Here is a 23,362-nt window from a genome sequence, read left to right as displayed (position 1 = left end):
CACCCGCCATGGACAAACAGTCTTGCGTGCGAGGTACAAATGGGATTTGCGGTGGTTGGGCGCGCGAGGCTTACGCCGCGCCCGGCGTCGCTAGTCGCTGCTGGCGGCGCCAACGCGACTTATTTTTGGCTTTCCGCCGAGGCCATGCGAAAGACCGAGAGGCCTTCCATCGGGTCCAGTGATTCCCGCCAGGGCGCGCGCTTCAGCAAGCGGACCGTGTCTTCGTAACCCGCAAGCCAGCGCCGCTTGATGCCCGCCGACGAAAAATCGATATCTCTGTTCAGGTCATCGTTATCGAATGCCGGTGCGTCGAGTTCCAGCACTCGCATCGTGGTGCCGCAACCCCAGCCGAGGAGGTCGCGCACCTGCGGATCGTCGCGTACCTCTTCGGGCAGATGCTGTCCGAGTTCACGAATCACGTGGCGCAAGCGGTGAATCTGCTTCTGTCGATCGAGATGACTTTCCGCGCGGCTCGAATACTGAATGTCGCGCTGCCGGCTCATGACCTGCAAGATCGATTCGGGTTCCGGACCGCTCGAAGGCCATAACTGCACCGAAAAAATCACCGAGTCGCGCCGCGGGCGGTCGTCGAGCACGGCTTCGAGCGGCGTATTCGAATAGATGCCGCCGTCCCAGTATGATTCGCCTTCCAGTTGCACCGCTGGGAAGCCGGGTGGAAAAGCGGCGGAGGCCATCACGTGTTCGACGTCGAGCAGCGCGTCGCGATTGGTGAAGTAGCGCATGCGTCCGCTGCGGACATTGACTGTGCCGACTGTCAGCCGCGTCGCCTTCTGATTCAGGTAGTCGAAATCGACTAGCGAGGACAAGGTTTCGCGCAGCGGTCCGGTTGAATAGAAAGCTGCCTGACCGGAACGGACGCGTGCCTGAATGCCCGCCCAGGATTGCAACTGTGGAGTGAAAAACGACGGCACGCCTTGAGTGACTGTGGCAAGGTCGCGCAGCCAGTTTGCGAGTCCCGGCAGCCAGTTTGCCGCCTCGATGCCATGACGCGCCACGCCGTTCCAGAACTGGGTCAAGCGCGCCATGCGGTTCTCGGGCAGATTGCCGGCGATGATCGCGCCATTTATCGCGCCGATCGACGTGCCAATGACCCAGTGCGGTTCGACTTTGCCGTCATGAAGTGCCTGATACACGCCCGCCTGGTACGCGCCGAGGGCGCCGCCGCCCTGAAAGACCAGGACAATCTGGCCGGGAATGTCCGGTGGGGTGTCCGGCCCGCCGGCTGCGCCGGTCTCGTGTTCGACGTGCGTTTCGTTGCCCATGACAAGCCTCCTGGACACCTGCTGCGGTGCCGCTGATTTTGCCACGGTATGGATCCGCACCATCACCGGCAGTGGTGAATTTAGTCAAACCGTGGAGCCGGGTGGCAGGCGCAAACGCGCGGGTGAGCGGAGCGTTTGAGCGGCGCGACGCTTTACGCCTTCGGCAGCCTGGATTTTCTGCTGCGCTCTCGCGGCTTCGGCTCGACGCCCACGCGCGGATCGCGGGCGAGCACCAGCGCCGTCAGCCGTTCGGTGACAGTTTCAAACGCCGGATCGTCTTGCGGTATGTAGAGCCATTTGCCGAGCACGGGATGCGGCCGCAAGGCCGGTATTTCTTCGATCAGCGCGGCGTGTCGGTCGTGTGACGTGCACACCAGCAGGCCATTCCACGGCTTGTCGCGATCCGCGGCGATCAGGCACAAGAGTCCGTCGATATAAGCGGCGTCGCTGCCGAACATCCGCTTGCTGATGTAAGTCGGATCGCGCTCGAACGCGTCGAAGATCCAGATGAGCGAGTTGCGCACGGATGAGGGCATCGGGCGTGAAGTCCTTGGCGACGTGGGCGATGAGGAGCGAAAAGCATAGTACCGCGACGCCCGGCCGCCCTTCGTCAATCGGTGCAGATCACCGCGGTCAGCAGCAACGGAATGACCGAGTGCACCTTGGCGGTGCTTCCGGCCGCGCGCACGCGCGTTTCGACCGACTCGCTCGGCGCGGACAGCACGACGCCGTATAACGGGCCCGCGAGAGCCTGGCCGCGGCCTTTCTTGAACATTCCGTCGTCCGGCTCGTAGCCGAGCACGGCGTAGACGCGAAAGCCGAAGACGGTCATGTCGCTGCCGTGCACGGGACGAAACGCGTTGACGGAGTTCTTATCGACCCGCATGGGATTGGACTCGATGTACTTGTCGTCGATGAGTTTCGTGATGAACGCGTGGGGACGCGCCTGGCAGTCGAACTGGTCGTCGAGCGCGTAGGCGTGCGAGGCCGCCGGGCAGAAGCCGACGCTTGAGACGAGGAGTGCGGCAAGCACTCTGAAAGGACGAGGTTCCATGACTGACGGCCCAAACTGCGGGCGTCGACAGGCTTGAACGCACGCTAGTCATCAGTCTCTCATGGCTGCGTGAACAGCGTACGTGCGTCAGCGAACTTTGGCGGCGTCGTGCATCTGGGGCGGAAGCGCGCCTCGCGCCGCACGCGCGAGCGCGTTCGAGCGGCGCAGGACGTGTGCCCATGTCCGTGCTCATACCCGTGATCAGGCGGCCAATTCGAGCGCCGCTTCACGGCTCGCTTCAGGCGCCCGGTAGAACGGGTAGTCGGTGTAGCCGACAGCCGTGCCGCCGTAGAACGTGTCGCGATCGTAGTCATTCAGCGGCAGTTTGTGGCGAAAACGTTCGGGCAAGTCAGGGTTGGAGATGAAGTAACGACCGAACGCCACCAGGTCGGCGCTGCCTTCGGCAAGAATGGCTTGCGCCGAGTCGGCGTCGAATCCACCGGCCGCGATGATCGTGCCGCGATACGACTGGCGGAACCGGCGCGCGGCGATCGGATTCTGATCCCGGCTTTCGTCGTCGGCGTTACCCGCTATGCGCGGTTCGATCAGATGGAGGTAGGCGAGATCGAGCTTGTCGAGTTCCTTCACGACATGCGTGAAGAGCGCGACGGGATCGTTATCCGACATGTCGCCGAACGAGCCGCTGGGCCCGATGCGCACGGCTACGCGATCGCTGCCCCAAACGGAGATCGCAGCCTGCGTGACTTCGAGCAGGAAACGCGCGCGGTTCTCGATCGAACCGCCGTACGCGTCGTTACGCTGGTTGCTGCCGTCATGCAGAAACTGGTCGATGATATAGCCGTTCGCACCGTGAATTTCGACGCCGTCGAATCCCGCTTCCAAACCGCGCTGTGCTGCCGAGCGAAAGTCTTCGACCAGCGCTACGACTTCGGCTTCGGTCAGCGCGCGATTCGGCGTGCTCGGCACCCAGCCGCTGGCAGTGTAGGCGAGTCCTTCCGATTCGATTTCAGACGGGCCGACAGGCAGCACGCGATCCGGTTGCATATCGCGATGCGACTGGCGGCCCGCATGGAACAACTGCAGGAAGATGCGGCCGCCTTTTGCATGCACGGCCTCAGTGATTGTCTTCCAGCCGGGAATCTGCGCATCCGAGTAGATTCCGGGTGCGCCGAGGCCACATACACGGGAATGGGGTCGGCCCACCAATCGGCAAATGCCGGTTCCAGTGCGCCACTTTCGAAATGCATCCGGCCGAGAAACGTCAGCGCATGCACGACGCCCAGGCCGGATAGGCCCATCGCGAGACAGGCCGTCGAATCGTTCGCGGTCAGCGTGCGCTCGGGCGTCACGTCGACTTTCTCGCCGTTTCTGGTGACCGCGATCGGGAACGCCCGTCCGGTTCGCGCCGCGACCATCTGGATCACCACGTGCCCATGTTCCAGCTCCGAGGGATGCTTGGGCCGGCCATGCCGTTTCCAGTAGTCCGGGGTCGCGCAAAGCACCTGGCGCACTTCGCCGAGCCGTCGCGCGACCAGCGACTGGTCGGTGACCTTGCCGGTGCGCACGACGCAATCGATGTTTTCCGCCACGAGATCGAGTGGCCGGTCGCTGACGCCGAAGTCGAGCTTGATATCCGGGTAGCGCGCGACGAAATCGGGCAGCGCCGGGATGATGAGGCCGAGCCCGATCGGCACCGGAAAATCGACGCGCAGACGGCCGCGAGGATTGCTCTTCGAGCGCGCCATCACGCCTTCGAGTTCCTGGAGTTCGTTGAGGAGCCGCACGGCACGCTCGTAGTAAGCGATGCCGTCGGCGGTGGGGCTGACCTTGCGGGTGGTGCGGTTGAGCAGCTTGGTGTCCAACTCCGCTTCGAGCGTTTAAATGAGCCTGGTGACGGTTGGCTTGGGGATGTTCAGGGTCTCGGAGGCTCTCGTGAACGTTCCCGTTTCCACCACGCGCACAAAAGCCTGCATCGCCTGAAATTTGTCCAAGGGCCACCCCTGTTGAATTGGCTCGCTCGAGCCGCACCGGCGGGCGGTGCGATCCGATCATACATCGAGTTCGCCGATCCTTTTATGGCGCTGCGGGCGCTTGCGTCCTGCCGCAAGCGGCTTACTGGAATTCGATATGGCCGAAGTCGAGCGCAACGAGCAAGGGTTCCGGCACCTTCTGCATCGCGCTGTCATAGGCGTAGATACGACGCCGCGTCGGCATCTGGATACCTTGGAACTCGCGATATTCGCTGACATAGTTCGCGCCGGTCGCGCCGCCGAGAATATCGACGGTGTAGTCATGGCGGCGCATCAGTCCATCGGTGCCGAAATGGGTAATCTGCGTACGCGTGTGACTCGCGATGTGTTCGGGAAACGTCACCTTCAGACGGCGCCAGGTTTCGCCGTTCTCATGCCACGGCTCGATCTCCTCGCTTTCGAAACCCGGATAGGTGTAGAGGAAAGGCGAAGTCAGGTAGGTCCAGAGCGCTTCGCTGGCGAAGTACGCCACGTGAAATTTGTCCCACGGCGTCTCGAGCGTCTGACCGGCAAAAGCGGCCTCCGGATGCTCGCGCGTTTCGGTGACCGCGCCGTCGAGCGTTTCCAGCGTCAGGCGCTCAGGCACAAACACGCTGCGCAGATTGGGCGCCGTGAACGGGGTAATGGTCAGCTTCTCAGTATGCGTCGTGAGGTCGATACGCTTGTCGACCAGCAGTCCAGGCTGTTGCTTGACATGCCAGATGGCGCCGTCGACGGACAGTTCGGCGGAGAGTCGCGTGAAGCTATCCCAGCGTTCCATCCCACCATGTGCGTCGACAGCGAATGCCAGGAGATCGTTCATGGGTTCCACCTCGTGAGTTGACGCGGGTAACGGCAGGGTGCTGGCTCGGATATTCTGGAAGCCAAAGTATCCTATCTGACATACGGAATTCGCCGTACGTCAAATGTTCCATCTTTCCGGTCAATCACGCGCGTGCGCGGCTATGCCGGCTATCCGACGCTATGAGGCGCGTTAGCCGCAAGCCGCGTCATCATGCTTCAAGCACGGTTCTGGAACAGCTCATTGAGTTGCGAGCCCGGCGCCGCGCCGGCAAAGCCGTCGAAGCGGCCCTGCGCAAGCGACTGTGCCGCCTGCATGAAGCCACCCCACGCGGCGCGAGCCAACGCCCCGCCGACACTGATGCGCCGCACGCCGAGCGCGGCCACGTCCTGCAGCGTGAACGCCGACGTCGAACCGATCAGCAGATTGACGGGCTTCGGCGCCACGGCGGCGACCACGGCCTCGATCTGCTCGCGCGTCTGGATGCCCGGCGCGTACAGGCAATCGGCGCCGGCCGCGGCATAGGCCTTGAGGCGCGCGATCACGTCGTCGAGATCGGGCGAGCCGGCGAAGAAGTTCTCCGCCCGGCCGACCAGCAGCGTATCGCCGCCGTTTTCGTCGATGGCGCGGCGCGCAGCGCTGATCCGTTCGACGGCGACCTCGATAGGAAAGAGCGGCGCGACGGCGTCGCCCGTGGAGTCTTCGATCGACAGGCCGGCCACGCCGGTTTCGACGGCGAGCCTGACGCTTTCCGCGACCTCGTTCGGCGTGCTGCCGAAGCCGTTCTCGAAGTCCGCGTTGACGGGCAGGTCGGTCGCTTCGACGATCTTACGCAGGTGCGCGAGGATCGCCTCGCGCGGTAATGTGTTGTCGGCGTGTCCGGTGGACCAGGCAAAGCCGGAGCTGGTCGTGGCGAGCGCCTGGAAGCCGAGCGTATGCAGATAGCGCGCGCTGCCGGCATCCCACGGATTGGGCAGGACGAAGCAACCGGACGTGTGCAGCGCTTTGAACGCGGCGCGCTTCTCGGCGACGGTGCGGGACATGGCGTATCTCCTGAAAGCGGGCGAGCCTGAACCGCCCGTACTGGTTATGCGACCTCGAGGTCCACGACCGGGAAGTCGGTTTCGGTGTCCGCCGTGAGCGATTCGTCGGCTTGGCGGAGCCGCTTGCGGCGGGTCTCATCATCCGTGAAATTTACTCTTTTGTGTGCGACATACGTATGTTCGGAGAGATGTCGCTGCTCGCCAGCCTCGCGAGCGTGCCTTTCGACGCGCACTGACAAGGCAGCTCGTTGACGTCCCCGATCGATGTTTACGCAACCGGCGGCCTGGCTTGATGCGCCACAGCCGGGATGCGATGATCCGGTCATCGTCGCTTCCTCTTTCTGTCAGCCCGACGCGAATGCCCAGCTCCACACGCCGCAAAACGAGCATGACCGACATCGCGAAGGCCGCCGGTGTCAGCGAGGCGACCGTCGACCGAGTGCTGAACGGGCGAGGCGGCGTGTCGCGCGCGAAGGAAATGAGCGTGCTCGAATGGGCGCGCAAGCTGAAGATCGACCGCGCGCTCGACTCGGTGTCGGTACGCTGGCTGCGTATCGCGATCCTGTTGCAGCAACCGGTGTCGCCTTACTACGTGTCGTTGAAGCAGGGCTTCGAAGTGGCGCAAAAGACTTTCGAGGGGCAGCGCGTGATCTGCGCGGTCACTTACTTCGACAGCCTCGATCCGGCGCGCGTGGTCGACACCATTCACCGCGCCACGCAGAAGGCCGACGCGCTCGTCATCGTCGCGTACGAGCATCCGGACATTACCGCGGCGCTGCGGCAGATCAGCCGCGCCATTCCGGTCGTGACGCTCGCCAGCGATCTGCCGGGCACGGGGCGGCTCGCCTACGTCGGCGTGGACAACCGCTGCGCGGGACGTGTCGCGGGCGAACTGGTCGGGCGCTTCATCGGCGAGGCGGGCGGTAAGGTGCTCGTGCTGACCGGCATGCATGATTTTCTCGGCCATGAAGAGCGCGAAAGCGGCTTCCGTTCCGTGCTGCGGCGGCGCTTTCCGAACTGCGACATCGTAGAGACCGTGGAGAGCCGCGAGCAGTCGGTGATCACCGAACGGCTCACTCGCGACGCCTTCCGGCGGTATCCCGATTTGCGCGGCATCTACAACATTTCCGTCGGCAACGAAGGCGTCGGCGCGGCGCTCGTGGCGCTCGAGCGCACGCGCTCGACGGTGTTCGTCGGTCACGAACTCAACGAAAGTTCGCGACGGCTGCTGATAGAAGGCACGCTCGACGCCGTGCTCGATCAGAATCCGGCCGGCGAAGCCATGCGTTCCATCGAAATCGTTCTGCGGCACTATCATCGCGATCCGGGCGTTGCCTTGCCGCATCAGATTCCCGTCACCGTGCTATTGCGCGAGAATCTGCCGCTCAGCGACTAGCCTCGCATCGTGCATGCGTGGCTCGCGTGCCGTACTGGCCGGCGCCGACGATGACCATCGCGGCATGGCTTGTCATGAATCGTCCTTGGCGGGAACGCCCAGCAGCACTTCGCCGTTCTCCACACGCACCGGATAAGTTTGCAGATGCACGCACACAGGCGGGCTTTTCGGCTCGCCGGTGGGAATGTGGAAACGCCCCTGATGCAGCGGACATTCGATCTCGCGATTCACGACGAAGCCGTCGGCGAGATGTGCGTGTTCGTGCGTGCACCAGCCGTCGGATGCGAAGAAGCCCTGATCGATCCGGTACACCGCGTAGCTCGCGCCGGCGTGGTCGAAGCGAATCACGTCTTCTTCATCGATATCGCCGGTGGCGCAGGCCACCACCCACTTGATGTTGCCGGTTTCGACGGTCACGAAAGTCTCCATTGTTCGACGGGATTCAGGGGCGTTCAAGCGTTCGACTGTGCGGGGAATGCGGCGCGCCGGTCATGCGGGCGCGTCCTCGACCGGGATCTTCCGTTCGATCACGTGCGCAGGATCGGAGCGCTGTTTCCACAGCGCGGGCAGCATCTCGCGATACGCCGCAAAAAGACTCGGATAGGCCGGCGGCAACTGGTCCTTGATCGCTTCGTGCAGACGCGGCAGCGCGTGGAACGGCACCATCGGCAGCAGATGATGTTCGAGGTGGTAATTCATGTTGAGGTAGAGAAAGCGGAACACCGGATTGATATGCACCGTGCGCGTGTTCAGCCGATGATCCTTCACGTTGACGGCGAGTCCCGCATGTTGCGTAAGGCCGAGCAATTGATGCAGCCAGCCGCCGTAGAAGCGCGGCGTCCAGACGAACATGAGCGGCAGAAAACTGCGCATGGCGATCGCGAGCGCGACCGTGCCCAGCACCACCGCGAGGTAGATGCGGCAGGACCAGATCATCTTGGGTTTCTCGGTGGCAGGGAGAAACGCGTCGGTCGCGGCGTCGACACGGCCGAATGCATGCCGTACGACCTTGCCGATTTCCACCGTGCAGCCCATCAGGCCGAGAAAGTCGATGACGATCGGCCAGACTTTGGTTGGCCGTGCGACCTGGATCTCGGGGTCACGCGCCTGGAAGTAGGTGTGCGTGTGGTGCCGCGCGTGGCTCCAGCGCCACCAGTAGGCTTCGCGAATCGTCATGAACGACGACAGGTGATAGAAGAAGTCGTTGGCGCGGCGGCTCTTGAACGGCGTGCCGTGCGCGAGTTCGTGCCAGCGCGCGTCGCTCGACGAATAGATCGTGCCGTAGACGAAGAACGCCGGCACCGCCCACCAGCTTCCCCATGTCATTGCCGCGACGACACCCGACGCGATCAGCAAGGCCAGCCACAGTCCAAAGTTGCGCCAGCCTTCGGCGTCGCTGCGCTTCATCAATGCCTTGAGCGCGGCGCGCGCAATGACGGGCTGATACCACTGCTGGCCGATGCCGTCTTCGAAGGCTGTGTCGGTGACGCGAGGTGTGGCTGTGCTACCGACGCCGGGAGTCGTGGACATGGGGGGTATCTCCAGATGACGGTTCTCTATTTGCGGGCTTCCCGTCAATGCGAAGGGCCAGGCGCGCTTTTCGTTGGGTCAACGATAGAGGAAGGTACGCGCGGATTCACGCTGAAAAATGATGGTTTTCCATCAATGGCCGTGCGCGCCATGGCGGATAAGGCAGTGGTGTAGTTCGAAACGGCCGCGGTGCGATGGACGGCGAAGGCTTTGCCAAGCGGGCAAGCTCGCCGACGCGTTACCTGTCAGGCCGACGCAGTGGCGCCTGCGCGCAGGGACTTCTTCGCCGCTTTAACGAACGCGACGAAATTCGCCACCACGGGATCGTCGCGCGAGGTCTGCCACGCCAGTCCGACTCGCCAGCGGGCGGCGGCATCGCGCAACGGCAGCACCCTTGCGTCGCGTAACAGGTATTGCGCGCGCGAGGGCAGGAACGCCGCGCCGACGCCTGCCGCCACGCCGGCGAGTACCGATTGAATATCGTCCGCTTGCTGGATCACCTTGGGCACGAAGCCATGTTCACCACACCAGTGATCGATCTGCGCCGCGAGGCCAGGACCGCGTCCGCGCGACAGCGCGATAAACCCGGGCTCGTTCAATTCCTGCAGATTCGACGGAACGCGTTTCCAGCGCGCGTGCTGCGGTATCGCCAATGCCAAGGCCTCGTCGAGGATCGGCAATGTGGAAAGGCCGGCGTCGGCCGGCAAGCGCAGGAAACCGACGTCGAGCTTGCCGGCGAGAAGCCGCCGGGTTTGCTCCGCGGAAGAAAGATCGTTCAGCGTGACGCTGACATTCGGATGGAGCTTGCGAAATTGGGCGATCAGTTGCGGCGCCTCGGTCAAGGTCGAGAGTCCGAGGCCGACGCGTAGATAACCGCGCGTACCGCTGCTCGCTTCGCGCGCACGCGCGAGGATATTGTCCGCGTCGCGCACCAGCGCTTCTGCGTCGGCAAGAAATGCTTCGCCGAAGACCGTCAGTTCCGCGCCGTGCCGGCCGCGCTCGAACAGCCGCGCGCCAAGGCTCGCTTCCAACGCTACGATCTGCTTGCTCAGAGCGGGCTGGCTGACATAGAGCGCTTCGGCGGCGTGCCCGAAGTGGCGGAGTTCGGCGACTGTCAGAAACGCCCGCAGTAGTTTAAGTTCCATTCCACTAAGTGATTGAACGCATAGAATTTTTCATTTTACTTATCGAAGGGGGAGCGGTCCAATGGAGTCGTTCTGTTCCTCCGGTCGTGAAGATGTTCTCCTCCACTGTTCCATCGCTTCGCGTTGCCGCTATGCCGCTCGTTTCACGTCCCGGCGACGCCCCGCATAACGTCGCGCGCATTGCGGATTGCCTGGCGCTTGCCGCTGAGAAAGACATCGGGCTGGTGGTGTTTCCGGAGAGTTGTATCGGCGGCTACGGAGGCATGGCGAAGCTTCATCGCGCCGAACTCGATGCGCTTGCAGAACCGCTCGACGGGCCGTCGATCCGCGCGGTTGCCGATGCGGTCGAACGTTCCGGCGTGGCCGCTGGTGTCGGGATCATCGAGCGTGCCAGCGATGGGCGGTTGTTCAACAGCTACGTGGTGTGCCTGCCGGACGGCGTGCGTCATTGCCATCGCAAACTGCATGCGTTCGGACATCGGCGCATCAACAGCGGCGACCGGTTCACCGTCTTCGATACAACGTGGGGCGTTCGCGTCGGCATCCTCATCGGCGGCGACAACTATCTGGTTGAGAACATGCGCATGACGGCGCTCATGGGCGCGACGTTGCTTATTGCGCCGCATCGGAGTGACGGGGGCGTGAACTGTACCGACGATCGCCGAACGCGGTCGGCTTCGATGGGGCAATCGTTGGGCCGCTGGCTGCCGGCGCGAGCCGCAGACAACGGCATGTTCGTCGTCTTCAGCGAAGGCGTGGAGGTCGACGGCCCAGAACAGTCAAGCGGGGCAGGGATGATCATCGATCCATGTGGCCGCGTGCTCGCCGAGAGCAGCGCGCGAGACGAACTCGTTTCCGCCGATCTGGACAGAGGCCTGATCGACGCAAGTGCAGGGCAGCAATGGCTGACCACCCGCCGCCCGGAACTCTACGGCTTGCTGACCCGATCCGGCCATCGAGCGGCGGATTTCGAGCCGCGCAGCGTTTCTGCGCGAGGCGCGATCGCGCTCAGCTTCGCGCAGGTTAGCCGCAACCGGCCGATACGCTAGCGTTGGTTCGTCAGGCGACGTTAGCGGAAAATCTCGGCAATCAGGTTCGCCACGGTCCGGATCCGCTCGCTGTCGCGCAGAGCTGGATGCAGCACCATCCACACATCCTGATCGAGCGCCTTGATGTGCTTCTCCACGCAGACCAGATCGCTCGTCGTGTCACCGGCTAGCTGGGCGAGTATGCCGAGCCCCGAGCCGCCCAGCACGCCGTCGAACACGCCCATGCCGTAGCTGCTGCGAAGCGACGGCGCCGGGGCGCCGGGTAGCGCCTTCAGCCATTGCGTCGCCGGATGGTCCGGTTGACGGTCGTCATAGCCGACGAACGACAGCTTGTCCCACTCCTTCTTCACGATCGCCGCCTTGTGGCGCAGATAGTAATCGCGCGAGCCGAACAGCCCAAAGCGGATCCTGCCGATCCGCCGAACGTACAGGTCACCCTCTTCCGGGCACTCGGACCACAGTGCGATGTCCGCCTCGCGCCGCGCAAGGCTATAGGGGCGCCGCGACGTCAGCACTTCGATCGCGAGCCCCGGCAGCCTGTCCTGAAACGAGCCGAGCAGCTTCAGCAGAATGTACGACGGCCATTCGACGGCGTTGATCCGCACCGTGCCATGCGCGGGTGCGCCGCCGTTGACGTCCGCGGCGCGTTCGATCTGGTGCGCCAGGTCTTCCATCTGCTCCGCCCAGGCCAGCACCTTGGCGCCGAACGCCGTCACGGTACAACCCGACGGCACGCGGTCGATGAGCGGTTCGCCCAGCCGTCTTTCAAGTTCGGTAAGGCGGCGCGACAGGGTCGGCGCGCTCAGATCGCACGCCGCGGCGGCCGATCGCATGGTTCCCTCGCGGGCGATCGCCACCAGAATCCGAAGGTCGTCCCAGTCCACGTGTTCCATTTTTGAAACGATAGGTTTTGAAATTTGGCATAGCATAACGCAGTTCGCGAGGATAGGATTGGAGCTGGCCATACTTGCCCGGCATCACGCGACCAGACCTGAGGGATTGAGCAAGTGGTGGCAAGTGCGGCGTTCCTACCCATCACACGACTCAACGGCTCTCAGTAGACCGAACGAGCGATACGGAGACATCAATGATTCGCCATTTCCTACCGGCGCGGCGTCGCGCCATTGCAGCCAGCGCAGCCTTCCTCGCCGTGTCGATTTTGCCGATGCCGGCGGCGTTTGCTCAGGCCGCCCATAAACCGAAAGTCGCGCTTGTCATGAAGTCGCTGGCGAACGAGTTCTTCCTGACCATGGAAACGGGCGCCAAGGATTATCAGAAGCAGAATCCGGCGAAATTCGACCTGGTCACCAACGGCATCAAGGACGAGACGGACACGGCGAACCAGATCCGTATCGTCGAGCAGATGATCGTCTCGAAGGTCGACGCGCTGGTGATCGCGCCGGCTGACTCCAAGGCGCTGGTGCCGGTCCTGAAGAAGGCGGTCGATGCCGGCATCATCGTGGTCAATATCGACAACAAGCTGGACAACGACGTCCTCAAGTCGAAAGACCTGAACATCCCGTTCGTCGGGCCGGATAACGCCAAGGGCGCGCAGAAGGTCGGCGACTACCTGGCTAAGCACCTGAAGTCGGGCGACAACGTCGGCATTATCGAAGGTGTGACGACCACGACCAACGCGCAGCAACGCACTGCCGGCTTCAAGCAGGCCATGGCGTCGGGCGGCATGAAGGTCGTCGCGCTGCAATCGGGCGAGTGGGAAATCGACAAGGGCAACGCCGTGGCGAGCCAGATCCTCAACGCGAACCCGGACGTGAAGGCCTTGCTGTGCGGCAACGACAACATGGCGATCGGCGCCGTGTCGGCCGTGCGCGCGGCCGGTAAGGCCGGCAAGGTGCAGGTGGTCGGCTATGACGACATCAACGCGATCAAGCCGATGCTCAAGGACGGCCGCGTGCTCGCCACCGCCAATCAATACGCCGCCAAGCAGGCGGTGTTCGGCATCGACACGGCTCTGAAGGCAATCTCCGAACACAAGAAACAGTCTGAATTGTCCGGCGTCGTCGAAACGCCGGTCGATCTGGTCACCAAGTAAGTTGGGTGCAACGCGTGGCCCGCTCCGTCCAGGGGCCACGCCGACTGTTTTCTGTCCAGCCTGATCATTCTGATGTCCACTCCCATTTCATCTCTTGCTGAAGCCGCGCCCGTGCTGCGCGTGCACGGTATCGGCAAGACCTATGCCGAGCCCGTGCTCGCCGATGTCTCGCTGGAATTGCGCGCGGGCGAAGTGCTGGCGTTGACCGGCGAAAACGGCGCGGGCAAGAGCACCTTGTCCAAGATCATCGGCGGCCTCGTCACGCCGACTACCGGCTCGATGACCCTCGGCGGCGCGGCCTACGCGCCGGCCAGCCGCAAGGACGCCGAGGCGCTCGGCGTGCGCATGGTCATGCAGGAGCTGAATCTGCTGCCCACGCTCTCTGTGGCGGAGAACCTGTTTCTGAACCGTTTGCCGCAGCGCGGCATGTTCGGCTGGATCGACCGCGCCAAGCTGCGCGAGGACGCGCGGCACGCCATGGCGCAAGTCGGCCTCGACGCGATCGATCCCGACACGCTGGTCGGCACACTGGGTATCGGGCATCAACAGATGGTAGAGATCGCGCGCAATCTGATCGGCGACTGCCGCGTGCTGATTCTTGACGAACCCACTGCGATGCTGACCGCGCGCGAAGTCGACCTGCTGTTCGAGCAAGTCGAGCGGTTGAAAGCGCGCGGCGTGGCGCTGGTGTACATCTCGCACCGGCTGGAAGAATTGAAGCGTATCGCGAGGCGCGCGGCCGTGTTGCGCGACGGCCGGCTCGTGCATGTCGACGAGATGGCCAATCTCAGCACCGACCGTCTCGTGACTCTGATGGTGGGCCGCGATATCGGCGACAGGATCGATCTAGGCGAGCGGCGCATCGGCGAGGTGGCCTTCAAGGTCAGCGGCATGACCCGCGAGCCGGTGGTGCGCGACGTGTCCTTCGAGGTCAAGGCCGGCGAGATTTTCGGCATTAGCGGGCTGATCGGCGCCGGGCGCACGGAGCTGATGCGGCTGATTTACGGCGCGGACCGCGCGGACGTCGGCACGGTGTCGGTTGGGCGTGAAGGCGGCGCACCCGTGCCCGTGACGATCACGTCGCCGTCGGACGCAGTCGAGCACGGCATCGCGCTGATCACCGAAGATCGCAAGGGCGAGGGACTGCTGCTGACCCAGCCGATTGCCGCCAACATCTCGCTGGGCCACTTGCGTTCGGTGTCGAGCAAGGGCGTGGTGGATGGCCGTCGCGAGGCGGCGCTGGCGCATCGGCAGATCGATGCCATGCGCATCCGCAGCGCCGGGCCGTCGCAGCCGGTGTCGGAATTGTCGGGCGGCAACCAGCAGAAGGTAGTGATCGGCCGGTGGCTCGCGCGCGATTGCGCGGTGCTGCTGTTCGACGAACCGACGCGCGGCATCGACGTCGGCGCGAAGTTCGACATCTATGCATTGATGGGCGCACTGGCTCGCGAAGGCCGGGCGCTGGTGGTGGTATCGAGCGATCTGCGCGAATTGATGGCGATTTGCGACCGGATCGCGGTGATGTCGGCGGGCCGCATGACGGGCCTGTTCGAGCGCGGCGAGTGGACTCAGGACGCGCTGCTGGCAGCGGCATTCGCGGGCTACGCGAAACGCGATGACATGCTGCACGAGCCGATCGAACCCGACCCGAAGGCGCCCGACGAAAGAAAATTAGTGGAGTATTGAGCATGACCGTAGAAACCAGCTTGCCTACGCTGAAGAACGAACCACCCAAAAACGCGAAGCCGCTCGGCACACGACTCGGATTCTCGAACTATCTTGGATTGCTCGGCGCACTCCTCGGGATGATCGTGCTGTTCTCGCTGCTGAGCTCGCACTTCCTGACCTACGACACGTTCAGCACGATCGCGAACCAGATCCCCGACCTCGTCGTGATGTCGATCGGCATGACCTTTGTGCTGATCATCGCCGGCATCGATCTGTCGGTCGGCTCGGTGCTGGCGCTCGGCGCCGCGCTCACGAGCGTCGCGGCCTTGCAGTGGCATTGGCCGGCGCTGCCCGCGGCCTTGCTCGGCATGGCGGGCGCGACCCTGACCGGTTGCGTGACCGGCGCGATTACCGTGGCGTGGCGCATTCCGTCGTTCATCGTGTCGCTCGGCGTGCTGGAAGCGGCGCGTGGCCTCGCGTATCAGCTGACCAACTCGCGCACGGCTTATATCGGCGACGCCTTCGATTTTCTCTCCAACCCGGTCGCGTTCGGCATCTCGCCGGCGTTCATCATCGCCATTGTGGTGATGGTCGCCGCGCAGTTCGTGTTGACGCGCACGGTTTTCGGCCGCTATCTGATCGGCATCGGCACGAATGAGGAGGCGGTGCGGCTCGCGGGCGTCAATCCGCGGCCCTACAAAATCGCCGTGTTCGCGATGATGGGCCTGCTGGCCGGCCTGGCTTCCCTGTTTCAGATCTCGCGGCTCGAGGCCGCGGACCCGAATGCCGGGCAGGGCATCGAATTGCAGGTGATCGCGGCGGTGGTGATCGGCGGAACGAGTTTGATGGGCGGGCGCGGTTCGGTGACGAGCACCTTCTTCGGCGTGTTGATCATTTCGGTGCTGGCCGCTGGGCTCGCGCAGATCGGCGCGACCGAGCCGACCAAGCGCATCATTACGGGAGCCGTGATTGTCGTGGCTGTCGTGCTGGATACTTATCGAAGCCGGCGTCGCGCCGCATAATTGGACCATTCGGTGAATGGTTGGAGCTTTGCATGGGACCCGAGTAAGCGCTAACGCGCTAACTCCGGTCGACACAGGAGCGAAAGAAGGTGTCAAAAGAAACGAAGCAGGGCCGGGTGCTGGTTGTGGGCAGCATCAATACAGATCTTGTCGCTCGCGCGCCGCATTTGCCGCGCCCCGGCGAGACGATTGGCGGACATGAGTTCTCGCAGGTTGCCGGCGGCAAGGGCGGGAACCAGGCTGTCGCGGCCGCGCGCATCGGCGCGCGGGTGGCCATGGTCGGATGTGTCGGGAAAGACGCGAACGGCGCTCAACGGGTCAAGGATCTGGAAGCGGAAGGGATCGACTGCAGCGGAGTTGAAGTGCATCCGAGCCAGCCGACCGGCGTTGCCATGGTGACGGTGTCCGACGACGGGCAGAACACGATCGTCGTGGTCGCCGGCAGCAACGGCGAGCTCACGCCTGAGAGCGTAGCTCGCCATGAAGCGGCGATCAAGGCTTGCGACGTCGTGGTGTGCCAACTGGAAACGCCGTGGGATTCCGTTCACGCGACGCTCGCGCTCGCTCGTCGGTTGGGCAAGATCACTGTGTTGAACCCGGCGCCGGCCACGGGGCCGTTGCCGGCGGAATGGCTGCCGCTGGTCGACTACCTCGTGCCGAACGAGGTCGAGGCCGCCATCCTGGCCGGCTTGCCGGTCGAATCGCAAAGCGGCGCGCGGCGCGCCGCCACGGAGTTGCAACAGGGCGGCGCGCGCAATGTGATCGTCACGCTCGGTGCGCAGGGCGCTTATCTATTGGTGGAAGGCGGCGAGGGCATGCATTTCCCCGCACCGCAAGTGCAAGCGGTCGACACGACTGCGGCCGGCGACACTTTTATCGGTGTCTTTGCCGCGCAACTCGCCTCACGGCAGCCACTGGAAGGCGCGATCAGCCTCGCGCAACGCGCGGCGGCGATTTCCGTGACGCGTGCGGGCGCGCAGCCGTCGATACCGACTCGCGCGGAAGTCGAAAGCGCAGCCTGACACGGATGCCGGTTGTGACATGAGGCGGTCCGTATTGCCACTTTCGGTGGCTCGACGTTGATTTATCGGCACCATCTCACGATGGTGTTCCCTTGTTAATCACGCTCTCGAATGGACGAAACATGAAATCACAATGCATAGGCATACTGATGATGTCGTTGGGACTGGCTGCGTGCGGCGGCGGCATATCGACCACTGATCCCCTCGCCAATGCGCCGAAGGTCATCATCGATTCAGACTTCAACACGATGGGCGACGACGGCCAGCTTTTTGCCATGACCACGCAGTTGATGGGGCAGGGCAAGGTCAATCTGCTCGGCCTCACCGTGGTTACCGGCAACGACTGGCTGCTTCAGGAAGAATCGGATGCGCTCAAGGCAGTGGAGCGCATGGGTCTGCAGAACGTCGTGGGTGTGTACGGCGGCGCCGACTATCCATTGCAATACGATGTGGCGAGTATTCGCGCGCAGCAGGGCGCCAATCCGCAAGGCTATTTTGGCGCGTGGAGCCGGCCCGAACCGACGTCGCAGGCTCAGCTCGTTGCGCCGCCGGATGGGTTCGCCGTGTCGACGAAACTGCAGTCGCAGAGCGCTGCGGATTTCATGATCCAGACCATCAAACGTTATCCGAACCAGGTCACCATTCTCGAGGTCGGGCCGCCCACCAACCTTGCCACGGCGATCATGAAGGCGCCGGAGATCGTGCCGCTGATCAAGCGGATCGTCTATATGGGCGGCGCGATGGCCGTGCCGGGCAATGCGAACGCCGTGGGCGAACTCAACTGGTGGTTTGATCCGCTTGCTGTGCGCACCGTGTTGCAGACGTCGATTCCGCAGGCCGTGATTCCGCTCGACGTGACGAATACGGTGCCGCTGACTCAAAGCGTGTATGACCAGATCGTCAATAACCCGAGCAAGCAGACCGCGGTAACGAGGGCGTATGGGATTGCCAATGCGGGGGCGTTCGCGAGTAATACGGATTTGTTTGATACTTTGACGATTGCGTATTTCCTTGACCCTACTTACGCTACGCAGACGAAAAGTGCGTATCTGGATATCGACACTGCGAGCGGTGAAGATCAGGGGCATGTGAAGGTGTATCCGGATCAGCCAGCGGCGGGTGCTTCGCCGCAGAAGATCACGTACGTTACTCTGTTTGATAACAATCGGTTTTTTGGTCTTTATGTTGATTTGCTGACAAGGCCGGTGCCGATTACGTTGCCGTGACGTGGGACGGTGAGTGTTGGGTGGCTGCCTTGGAGAAGTAACGATATTGAGGCGGCATGTCCTCGGTTGGGCTCGACTGAACGAGTTCCACCGAGGTGTTTCTCGGCGCTCGGCTAGTCTCTCGACTTCCGGTGCTGCGGCAAAGCTGTGTTCAATGTGGCGGCTGCAGGTCCATCGGTATGGCGCGCGTTCGACATGATGGCGATTCCGAAGGACGCACCGCACCCTGAGGCGGCACTCGAGTGGATCAACTACATCGAAGACCCGAAGGTGAACGCGGCAATCACCAATGAAGTGTATTACCCGACGGCCAATGTGCCCGCGCGCAAGTTCGTCACGCCTGTCATTGCGCAGGACTTGTCGGTCTATCCGCCGGACGACGTGTTCAAGAAGATGACGTTGATGAAGCCGAAGCCAATTGAAATTCTACGGCTTGAAAACCGGCTGTGGTCACAACTAAAAAATATTCATTGACCGTGAGGGGCCGGTGGATGCTCGTCAATTTCCCGAGACCAACTTGAGTCCGACAACGCCTGCGAGAATTAGAACAATGCAGAGCACCCTCATCGGCGCAGCGGAGTCGCCCAGCACGACCATGCCCAGTATCGCGGTGCCCGCCGCTCCGATGCCGGTCCAGACCGCGTAGCCTGTCCCCACTGGCAGCGTACGGAGCGAGATTGAAAGAAGAAAGACACTCGACAGGCCGGTGGCGACCGTGAACAGTGCGGGTGTCAATCGCGTGAAACCTTCAGACCACTTCATGCCAAAGGCGAATGCGATCTCAAGAATACCGGCGATACTGAGTAATGCCCATGACATGGGTGACAGATCCGTTCGTTGAATCGCCAGTTGTGGCTGCCGCCGAAGCGGGAGCCACATCCGGCTCGATCCACTGATGTAAATGTGGGCCGAAAAGCTTAAACTCCGGCCACTCCTTGAAGAAGCGAACGCTACCGAATAGACATTTCCATGCGTGAAGCGTCCGCTAATGGCGAACTCAAACTTTGGAAGCAGCAGCCGGGGGCGTACGGAACGTGATCCCGAATCGGTTGAAGGCGTTCATCAATCCGATCGCGTAGGTCAGATCCGCGAGTTCCTTGTCGCTGAATTCTGCGGCCGCGGCTTCATACTCGGCGTCCGGAACGTGGGTTTCGGCTACACGTGTCACCGTTTCCGCCCAGGCGAGCGCGACCCGTTCGCGGGTACTGAAGACTTCACCCGAATCGCGCCACACGGGCACGAGTACGAGCTTGTCGACCGCCACGCCGAGCTTGAGCAGATCACGGGTGTGCATATCGATGCAAAATGCGCAGCCATTGATTTGCGAAACACGTAGATACACGAGATCGACGAGTTCTTGTGAAAGGCCGGACTTCTGAAGCGTGACGTACACGCCTCCGAAGGCCTTGTAACCTTCCGGCGAGGCTTTGGCGTAGTCGATACGATGGCTCATGACGAATCCCTTTGTTTGATGATTGAGAGACTCTATCGTGATGCATCTTGGCCTATGGTAGAAGAACCATAAACCGTCTTATCAACTAGACCATGATTGTGCCTGTCTTGACGGTTGCCGCCACCGTTAAATCAGCGTCAAAATACGTCTACCGAGATTTTCGGCGCTGCGCTGTGTGTCGATATTCGTGAAGCTGAGAAGTAAGGCCGAAGCTCCGTCAGTGCCGATGGTCCAATCCGTCAACGCTTCCGCGTACAGGCGGTCTTCCCGCATGCGTGCAACGAGCCGGCGATCCGAGCGTCGACCTTGCAATCGCAAGATCAAGTGCATTCCCCCTGGTTGCGAATCGATCCGCATGTGTTTCCCCAGCACGCTTTCCAGGCCCGCAGCCGTTGCCTCCCGACGCTCGGCATAGAGTTTCCGCATCCTCTGGATGTGGCGTGCGAAGTGCCCTTCCTTGATAAAGGCAGTGACGATAGCCTGCGTAAGTTCCGGACTACCGCCCGCAAAAGCCTGAATGATCTGCTCGAACCGCTCGACCTGCGTTTCCGGCACGACAAGATAGGCGAGCCGGATACTCGGAAGAAGTACCTTGCTGAACGTGCCCGCATAGAGAACTCGTCCATCGCGGTCCAGGCTTTTTAAAGCGGGTAGAGGACGGCTGACATACCGGTACTCGCCGTCGTAGTCATCCTCGATGATCCATGCGTTATTCCGAGTGGCCCAGTCCAACAATGCCTGACGGCGGGGCAACGATAAAGACACGGATAGCGGACTCTGATGTGCAGGCGTGACCACCGCCGCGCGCGCCCGTGGCGCCAGCTTGAGTCCGTCGGCGACGACCATGCCGTCCCGGTCTACAGGCACCGGGACCGCTGTGATATTCATATTTCCCAACAGTTCGCGAGTAGGCGGATAGCCAGGATTTTCAAGCCAAACGCGGTCTCCTGCCTTCAGCAGCGCATGAGCAATCAACTCGATCGTATGACGATATCCCGACGTCACGAATATCTGTGAAGGAGAGCAGTTGATGCCGCGCGAAACCTGAAGATAGGCCGCGATCTCGGTACGCAGTTCCGGCAGGCCGTATACAGACGGGTGAACCATGTCCGATGGTTGCATGGCACGTACGCATCGCGCGCCCAGGCGTGCCCAGATTTTTCGCGGAAACGCGTCCAGAGCGGGCAAGCCCATCTGGAACGGCCAGATCGAATCCGGACGAAAACTGGGCGCGGCCATGCTGCTATCGGGCCGTGGCATCGCACTGGCAACGGGCGTTCGCGGTTTGAGGTCGGGCGTCACGATGGTTCCAGCCTGACCACGCGGCTGGATATATCCCTCTGCCGCTAGTAGAGAATAAGCAGCCTCAATAGTGCCTCTTGCCAAACCCAGTTCCTTGGTCAGCGCACGTGCCGAAGGTATTCGATCGCCCGGCTTCAACACCCCGCTGGCGATCGCGGCGCGAAACCGATCGTAGATCTGTCTATAAAACGGGGCGGCCGCTGTCGGATCCAACGGCGAGATGCTGCTGCTCTTGGCGACGGGCATATGGACTGGTCAGCTTTACGGAAGCAGGGGAAAGGGATTACGCCATGATGAACCGGAGTGACCGCTCGAAGCAATCTAAAACGACGGTGAGCGAGCCTGCGGAATTATGGCTCAGTTGATATGTCGATTCATGGACCTTTTTGATCGGCCATGCGGTTTGTAGAATGGTCGCCTGTATCGTGCTTCAGAGTTGCACCGCCTGGTGGGAGGCCTAGGGGCGTCCAGAGTTCGAAGCGACGGAGCTGGGGAGTTCAGACGTTGTGGTTATTGGAACGCCCATGCACAACCTGAGCGTTCCTTCTGCGTTGACAGCGTGGATAGATCACGTGGTCCGAGCCCGTCGAACTTTCAACATGACCAAGGACGGAAAAATAGGCACACTACGCGACCGTCCGGTTTTTGTCGCTGTGTCCTCGGGCAGAAAGTTTTCTGGGGAGCATGCGCGACAACTGGATTTTCCGACTCCCTATCTAAAGCTCATTCTGGGCACCATCGGGCTGCATGATCTGACTTTTTTCTCCGTCGAAGGAACAGGCGCGGGACCGAAAGTCGTCGCCGAGGCGACGCGCAAGACCGATCAAGCGCTGCAAGCGCACTTTGCTTCGCTTTGCCTTGGATCTGAATGCAATCTTTTGCTGTCACCATAAGGGAGTTCACACGCGATATGTCGACACGTTCAATCAAAAGCATCGCCGTGTTTTGTGGATCAAACTACGGCGCTAGCGAAGAATTCGCTGACGGTGCGCGAGCACTCGGTCGGGCTTTGGGAAAAGCGGGAATAACCGTCGTCTATGGCGGAACGACAAAAGGTCTGATGGGCGTTGTCGCCGATGCTGCTCTGGCTGCAGGCGGCAACGTACATGGTGTTATTACCCAAAGCCTGCATCAGCGCGGGCACTCGCATTCGGGTCTGACTCACCACGAAATCGTGCAGACCTTGCGTAGCCGGAAAGAACGAATGGTCGAGCTTGCTGATGCATTCGTCGCCCTGCCAGGAGGCATCGGCACCATTGAAGAACTGATGGAGGTGTGGACGATGAATCAACTCTCGGAGATCGACGAACCGGTGGGTCTATTGAACACTGCCGGGTTCTTCGCAGCATTTCTGGGATTTATCGACCATATGGTCGACACGAAATTCCTGCCGGCGGCGCATCGGCATTCGATTTCCGTGGATGCAGACGCAAGCGCCTTGATAGAAAAACTTCACAACTACGCACGTGTCGACGTGCCCAAGTGGCTGTAACGTCCATTAGGGCCGACCAGGAGCACTGTGCGGTCGGCCATCGCCTGGCCGGCACACATCTTCAATCTTCAGCCAGCGCCCACGCGAACCGCCCATGGTTCGTGCGCATACGCGTTTCACGTACGAACTCCAACGTCCATGTTCAATTCGTCGATGAATAGATAAGGCGACTCAATCGACCGCGGCGGGTTGTTGGAATAGAAGGGCGAACTCAGCGTCCGAAGACGTAGCGATGAAGCTTGCCAACCTATCCCGTAGCGCCGCCGGCGGAAGCCAAGGATAAAGCAAGGACGCTTGCAGCGCGTTCAACTTTCCCGCCTGCGGGTCGGAGACGGCATCCATGCGTTCGATATGAATGTGTAGCTGGACGATCCGATCCGCGTGGCCGGTTTCGTTTCCGAAGCGCCACCGATACACACCTTTCCCGATCCGCAGCGACTCGTTTTCCCTCTGCCGCATGACGACGAGCCACGGCATAGAGCAGACTCGACCTTCGTCCACCTGCGGTTCTGCGCATACATAGTAGGTCCGGCATCGGTCGAAGCGTTCGCCGAAGTCGGCCACCAGCGTCTTGGCGATCGCGGGGGCACCGATCACGCGACGGGGAAAATCGATATCGTCGGTTGCAATCGAAAAGGTCAGTTCAGCGTCGGACGAGAAGCATTCGGAGATCAACTCCGGCTGATTCAGATCCTTGGCACGAAGGTAGCAGTCAAGCAGTGACCGAACAGACGAAGACGAGAGGGAAGTATTCATAGATCAGCCTCAGATCGAAGTGAGAGGAGCCGGGAGGACCGCTCCGGGCAGGGCGTGCTCACCTTTGAAGTATAATTACCTTCCAAAGGTAAAAGC

24 protein-coding genes and 2 pseudogenes are annotated in these 23,362 nt (G+C 62.0%); 10 read left to right on the top strand and 16 right to left on the bottom strand.

Features of this window, described 5'->3' with window-relative positions; translation table 11 throughout:
- Nucleotides 1-119: 119 nt before the first annotated feature.
- From P0D80_RS11250 to P0D80_RS11215, 8 genes and pseudogenes are all read right to left on the bottom strand, one after another.
- Nucleotides 120-1,283, bottom strand: coding sequence for a patatin-like phospholipase family protein (locus P0D80_RS11250; RefSeq protein ID WP_408283733.1), 1,164 nt, complete (start codon nt 1,281-1,283; stop codon nt 120-122).
- 152 nt (nt 1,284-1,435) lie between these two features.
- Nucleotides 1,436-1,819, bottom strand: coding sequence for a hypothetical protein (locus P0D80_RS11245; protein WP_408180259.1), 384 nt, complete (start codon nt 1,817-1,819; stop codon nt 1,436-1,438).
- 74 nt (nt 1,820-1,893) lie between these two features.
- Nucleotides 1,894-2,337, bottom strand: coding sequence for a hypothetical protein (locus tag P0D80_RS11240; RefSeq protein ID WP_132378654.1), 444 nt, complete (start codon nt 2,335-2,337; stop codon nt 1,894-1,896).
- Nucleotides 2,338-2,538: 201 nt separating this feature from the next.
- A complete protein-coding gene (locus P0D80_RS11235; RefSeq protein ID WP_408283992.1) occupies nt 2,539-3,408 on the bottom strand; it encodes an alkene reductase in 870 nt (289 codons plus the stop codon).
- Between the two features lie 110 nt (nt 3,409-3,518).
- A pseudogene (locus tag P0D80_RS11230) lies at nt 3,519-4,043 on the bottom strand (LysR substrate-binding domain-containing protein); the annotation flags it as partial.
- A 132-nt stretch (nt 4,044-4,175) separates the two neighbouring features.
- The gene (locus P0D80_RS11225; protein ID WP_408180308.1) at nt 4,176-4,271 is read right to left on the bottom strand and encodes a LysR family transcriptional regulator; all 96 of its coding nucleotides are present in this window, start codon (nt 4,269-4,271) and stop codon (nt 4,176-4,178) included.
- Between the two features lie 139 nt (nt 4,272-4,410).
- On the bottom strand, nt 4,411-5,130 hold the full coding sequence (locus tag P0D80_RS11220) for a hypothetical protein (protein ID WP_408283728.1): 720 nt from the start codon (nt 5,128-5,130) through the stop codon (nt 4,411-4,413).
- 197 nt (nt 5,131-5,327) lie between these two features.
- The gene (locus tag P0D80_RS11215; RefSeq protein WP_408283725.1) at nt 5,328-6,152 is read right to left on the bottom strand and encodes an isocitrate lyase/PEP mutase family protein; all 825 of its coding nucleotides are present in this window, start codon (nt 6,150-6,152) and stop codon (nt 5,328-5,330) included.
- Nucleotides 6,153-6,540: 388 nt separating this feature from the next.
- On the opposite strand from P0D80_RS11215, the gene P0D80_RS11210 reads away from it, so the two are divergent.
- Nucleotides 6,541-7,548, top strand: coding sequence for a LacI family DNA-binding transcriptional regulator (locus P0D80_RS11210; protein ID WP_408283723.1), 1,008 nt, complete (start codon nt 6,541-6,543; stop codon nt 7,546-7,548).
- Nucleotides 7,549-7,620: 72 nt separating this feature from the next.
- Here P0D80_RS11210 and P0D80_RS11205 read toward each other — a convergent pair whose 3' ends face one another.
- The 3 genes from P0D80_RS11205 to P0D80_RS11195 all read right to left on the bottom strand — a co-directional run bounded on the left by P0D80_RS11205 (nt 7,621) and on the right by P0D80_RS11195 (nt 10,223).
- Nucleotides 7,621-7,965, bottom strand: coding sequence for a non-heme iron oxygenase ferredoxin subunit (locus P0D80_RS11205; protein ID WP_408283720.1), 345 nt, complete (start codon nt 7,963-7,965; stop codon nt 7,621-7,623).
- A 72-nt stretch (nt 7,966-8,037) separates the two neighbouring features.
- A complete protein-coding gene (locus tag P0D80_RS11200) occupies nt 8,038-9,078 on the bottom strand; it encodes a fatty acid desaturase (protein WP_408283717.1) in 1,041 nt (346 codons plus the stop codon).
- 245 nt (nt 9,079-9,323) lie between these two features.
- The gene (locus tag P0D80_RS11195; RefSeq protein ID WP_408180266.1) at nt 9,324-10,223 is read right to left on the bottom strand and encodes a LysR family transcriptional regulator; all 900 of its coding nucleotides are present in this window, start codon (nt 10,221-10,223) and stop codon (nt 9,324-9,326) included.
- Nucleotides 10,224-10,354: 131 nt separating this feature from the next.
- On the opposite strand from P0D80_RS11195, the gene P0D80_RS11190 reads away from it, so the two are divergent.
- Complete coding sequence (locus tag P0D80_RS11190; RefSeq protein ID WP_408283714.1) at nt 10,355-11,272, top strand: nitrilase-related carbon-nitrogen hydrolase; 918 nt, start codon at nt 10,355-10,357, stop codon at nt 11,270-11,272.
- Nucleotides 11,273-11,292: 20 nt separating this feature from the next.
- Here the strand turns inward: P0D80_RS11190 and P0D80_RS11185 are convergent, their stop codons facing one another.
- The gene (locus P0D80_RS11185) at nt 11,293-12,165 is read right to left on the bottom strand and encodes a LysR family transcriptional regulator (protein ID WP_106278522.1); all 873 of its coding nucleotides are present in this window, start codon (nt 12,163-12,165) and stop codon (nt 11,293-11,295) included.
- A gap of 194 nt (nt 12,166-12,359) precedes the next feature.
- On the opposite strand from P0D80_RS11185, the gene P0D80_RS11180 reads away from it, so the two are divergent.
- The 6 genes and pseudogenes from P0D80_RS11180 to P0D80_RS11155 all read left to right on the top strand — a co-directional run.
- Nucleotides 12,360-13,325 carry a sugar ABC transporter substrate-binding protein gene (locus P0D80_RS11180; protein WP_132378634.1) on the top strand — a complete coding sequence of 322 codons (966 nt, stop codon included), beginning with the start codon at nt 12,360-12,362 and terminating at the stop codon, nt 13,323-13,325.
- 72 nt (nt 13,326-13,397) lie between these two features.
- On the top strand, nt 13,398-15,011 hold the full coding sequence (locus P0D80_RS11175; RefSeq protein WP_408283712.1) for a sugar ABC transporter ATP-binding protein: 1,614 nt from the start codon (nt 13,398-13,400) through the stop codon (nt 15,009-15,011).
- Nucleotides 15,012-15,013: 2 nt separating this feature from the next.
- Nucleotides 15,014-16,015: an ABC transporter permease gene (locus tag P0D80_RS11170; protein ID WP_408283709.1), complete on the top strand. Its 1,002-nt coding sequence runs from the start codon at nt 15,014-15,016 to the stop codon at nt 16,013-16,015.
- 89 nt (nt 16,016-16,104) lie between these two features.
- Complete coding sequence (gene rbsK / locus P0D80_RS11165; protein WP_408283706.1) at nt 16,105-17,037, top strand: ribokinase; 933 nt, start codon at nt 16,105-16,107, stop codon at nt 17,035-17,037.
- Between the two features lie 122 nt (nt 17,038-17,159).
- Entirely contained in the window at nt 17,160-18,263 is a 1,104-nt protein-coding gene (locus P0D80_RS11160; RefSeq protein WP_408283703.1) for a nucleoside hydrolase, read from the top strand.
- 189 nt (nt 18,264-18,452) lie between these two features.
- Nucleotides 18,453-18,737 (top strand): annotated as a pseudogene (locus P0D80_RS11155) (polyamine ABC transporter substrate-binding protein); the annotation flags it as partial.
- Between the two features lie 24 nt (nt 18,738-18,761).
- On the opposite strand, the gene P0D80_RS11150 reads toward P0D80_RS11155, so the two are convergent.
- The 3 genes from P0D80_RS11150 to pdxR all read right to left on the bottom strand — a co-directional run bounded on the left by P0D80_RS11150 (nt 18,762) and on the right by pdxR (nt 21,264).
- Nucleotides 18,762-19,082 (bottom strand): DMT family transporter, encoded by a 321-nt coding sequence (locus P0D80_RS11150; RefSeq protein WP_132378626.1) that lies wholly within the window; start codon nt 19,080-19,082, stop codon nt 18,762-18,764.
- A 178-nt stretch (nt 19,083-19,260) separates the two neighbouring features.
- Nucleotides 19,261-19,716, bottom strand: coding sequence for a carboxymuconolactone decarboxylase family protein (locus P0D80_RS11145; RefSeq protein ID WP_408283700.1), 456 nt, complete (start codon nt 19,714-19,716; stop codon nt 19,261-19,263).
- Between the two features lie 126 nt (nt 19,717-19,842).
- Entirely contained in the window at nt 19,843-21,264 is a 1,422-nt protein-coding gene (gene pdxR / locus P0D80_RS11140; RefSeq protein ID WP_408180280.1) for a MocR-like pyridoxine biosynthesis transcription factor PdxR, read from the bottom strand.
- Between the two features lie 278 nt (nt 21,265-21,542).
- Between pdxR and P0D80_RS11135 the strand changes: the two genes are divergently transcribed.
- Both P0D80_RS11135 and P0D80_RS11130 read left to right on the top strand, forming a co-directional pair.
- Nucleotides 21,543-21,911 carry an NAD(P)H-dependent oxidoreductase gene (locus P0D80_RS11135; RefSeq protein ID WP_408283697.1) on the top strand — a complete coding sequence of 123 codons (369 nt, stop codon included), beginning with the start codon at nt 21,543-21,545 and terminating at the stop codon, nt 21,909-21,911.
- Complete coding sequence (locus P0D80_RS11130; protein WP_408283696.1) at nt 21,887-22,510, top strand: LOG family protein; 624 nt, start codon at nt 21,887-21,889, stop codon at nt 22,508-22,510. Before P0D80_RS11135 ends, P0D80_RS11130 begins: the two co-directional genes overlap by 25 nt.
- A gap of 171 nt (nt 22,511-22,681) precedes the next feature.
- Here P0D80_RS11130 and P0D80_RS11125 read toward each other — a convergent pair whose 3' ends face one another.
- Nucleotides 22,682-23,266: a hypothetical protein gene (locus P0D80_RS11125; protein ID WP_408283693.1), complete on the bottom strand. Its 585-nt coding sequence runs from the start codon at nt 23,264-23,266 to the stop codon at nt 22,682-22,684.
- Nucleotides 23,267-23,362: the final 96 nt, after the last annotated feature.

Origin of the sequence: Paraburkholderia sp. RL17-373-BIF-A (assembly GCF_046030175.1) — a bacterium.
Classification (GTDB): Bacteria; Pseudomonadota; Gammaproteobacteria; order Burkholderiales; family Burkholderiaceae; genus Paraburkholderia.
Note: the sequence above shows the minus strand (reverse complement) of the source record. Positions and strands in the feature narration are given on the sequence as shown.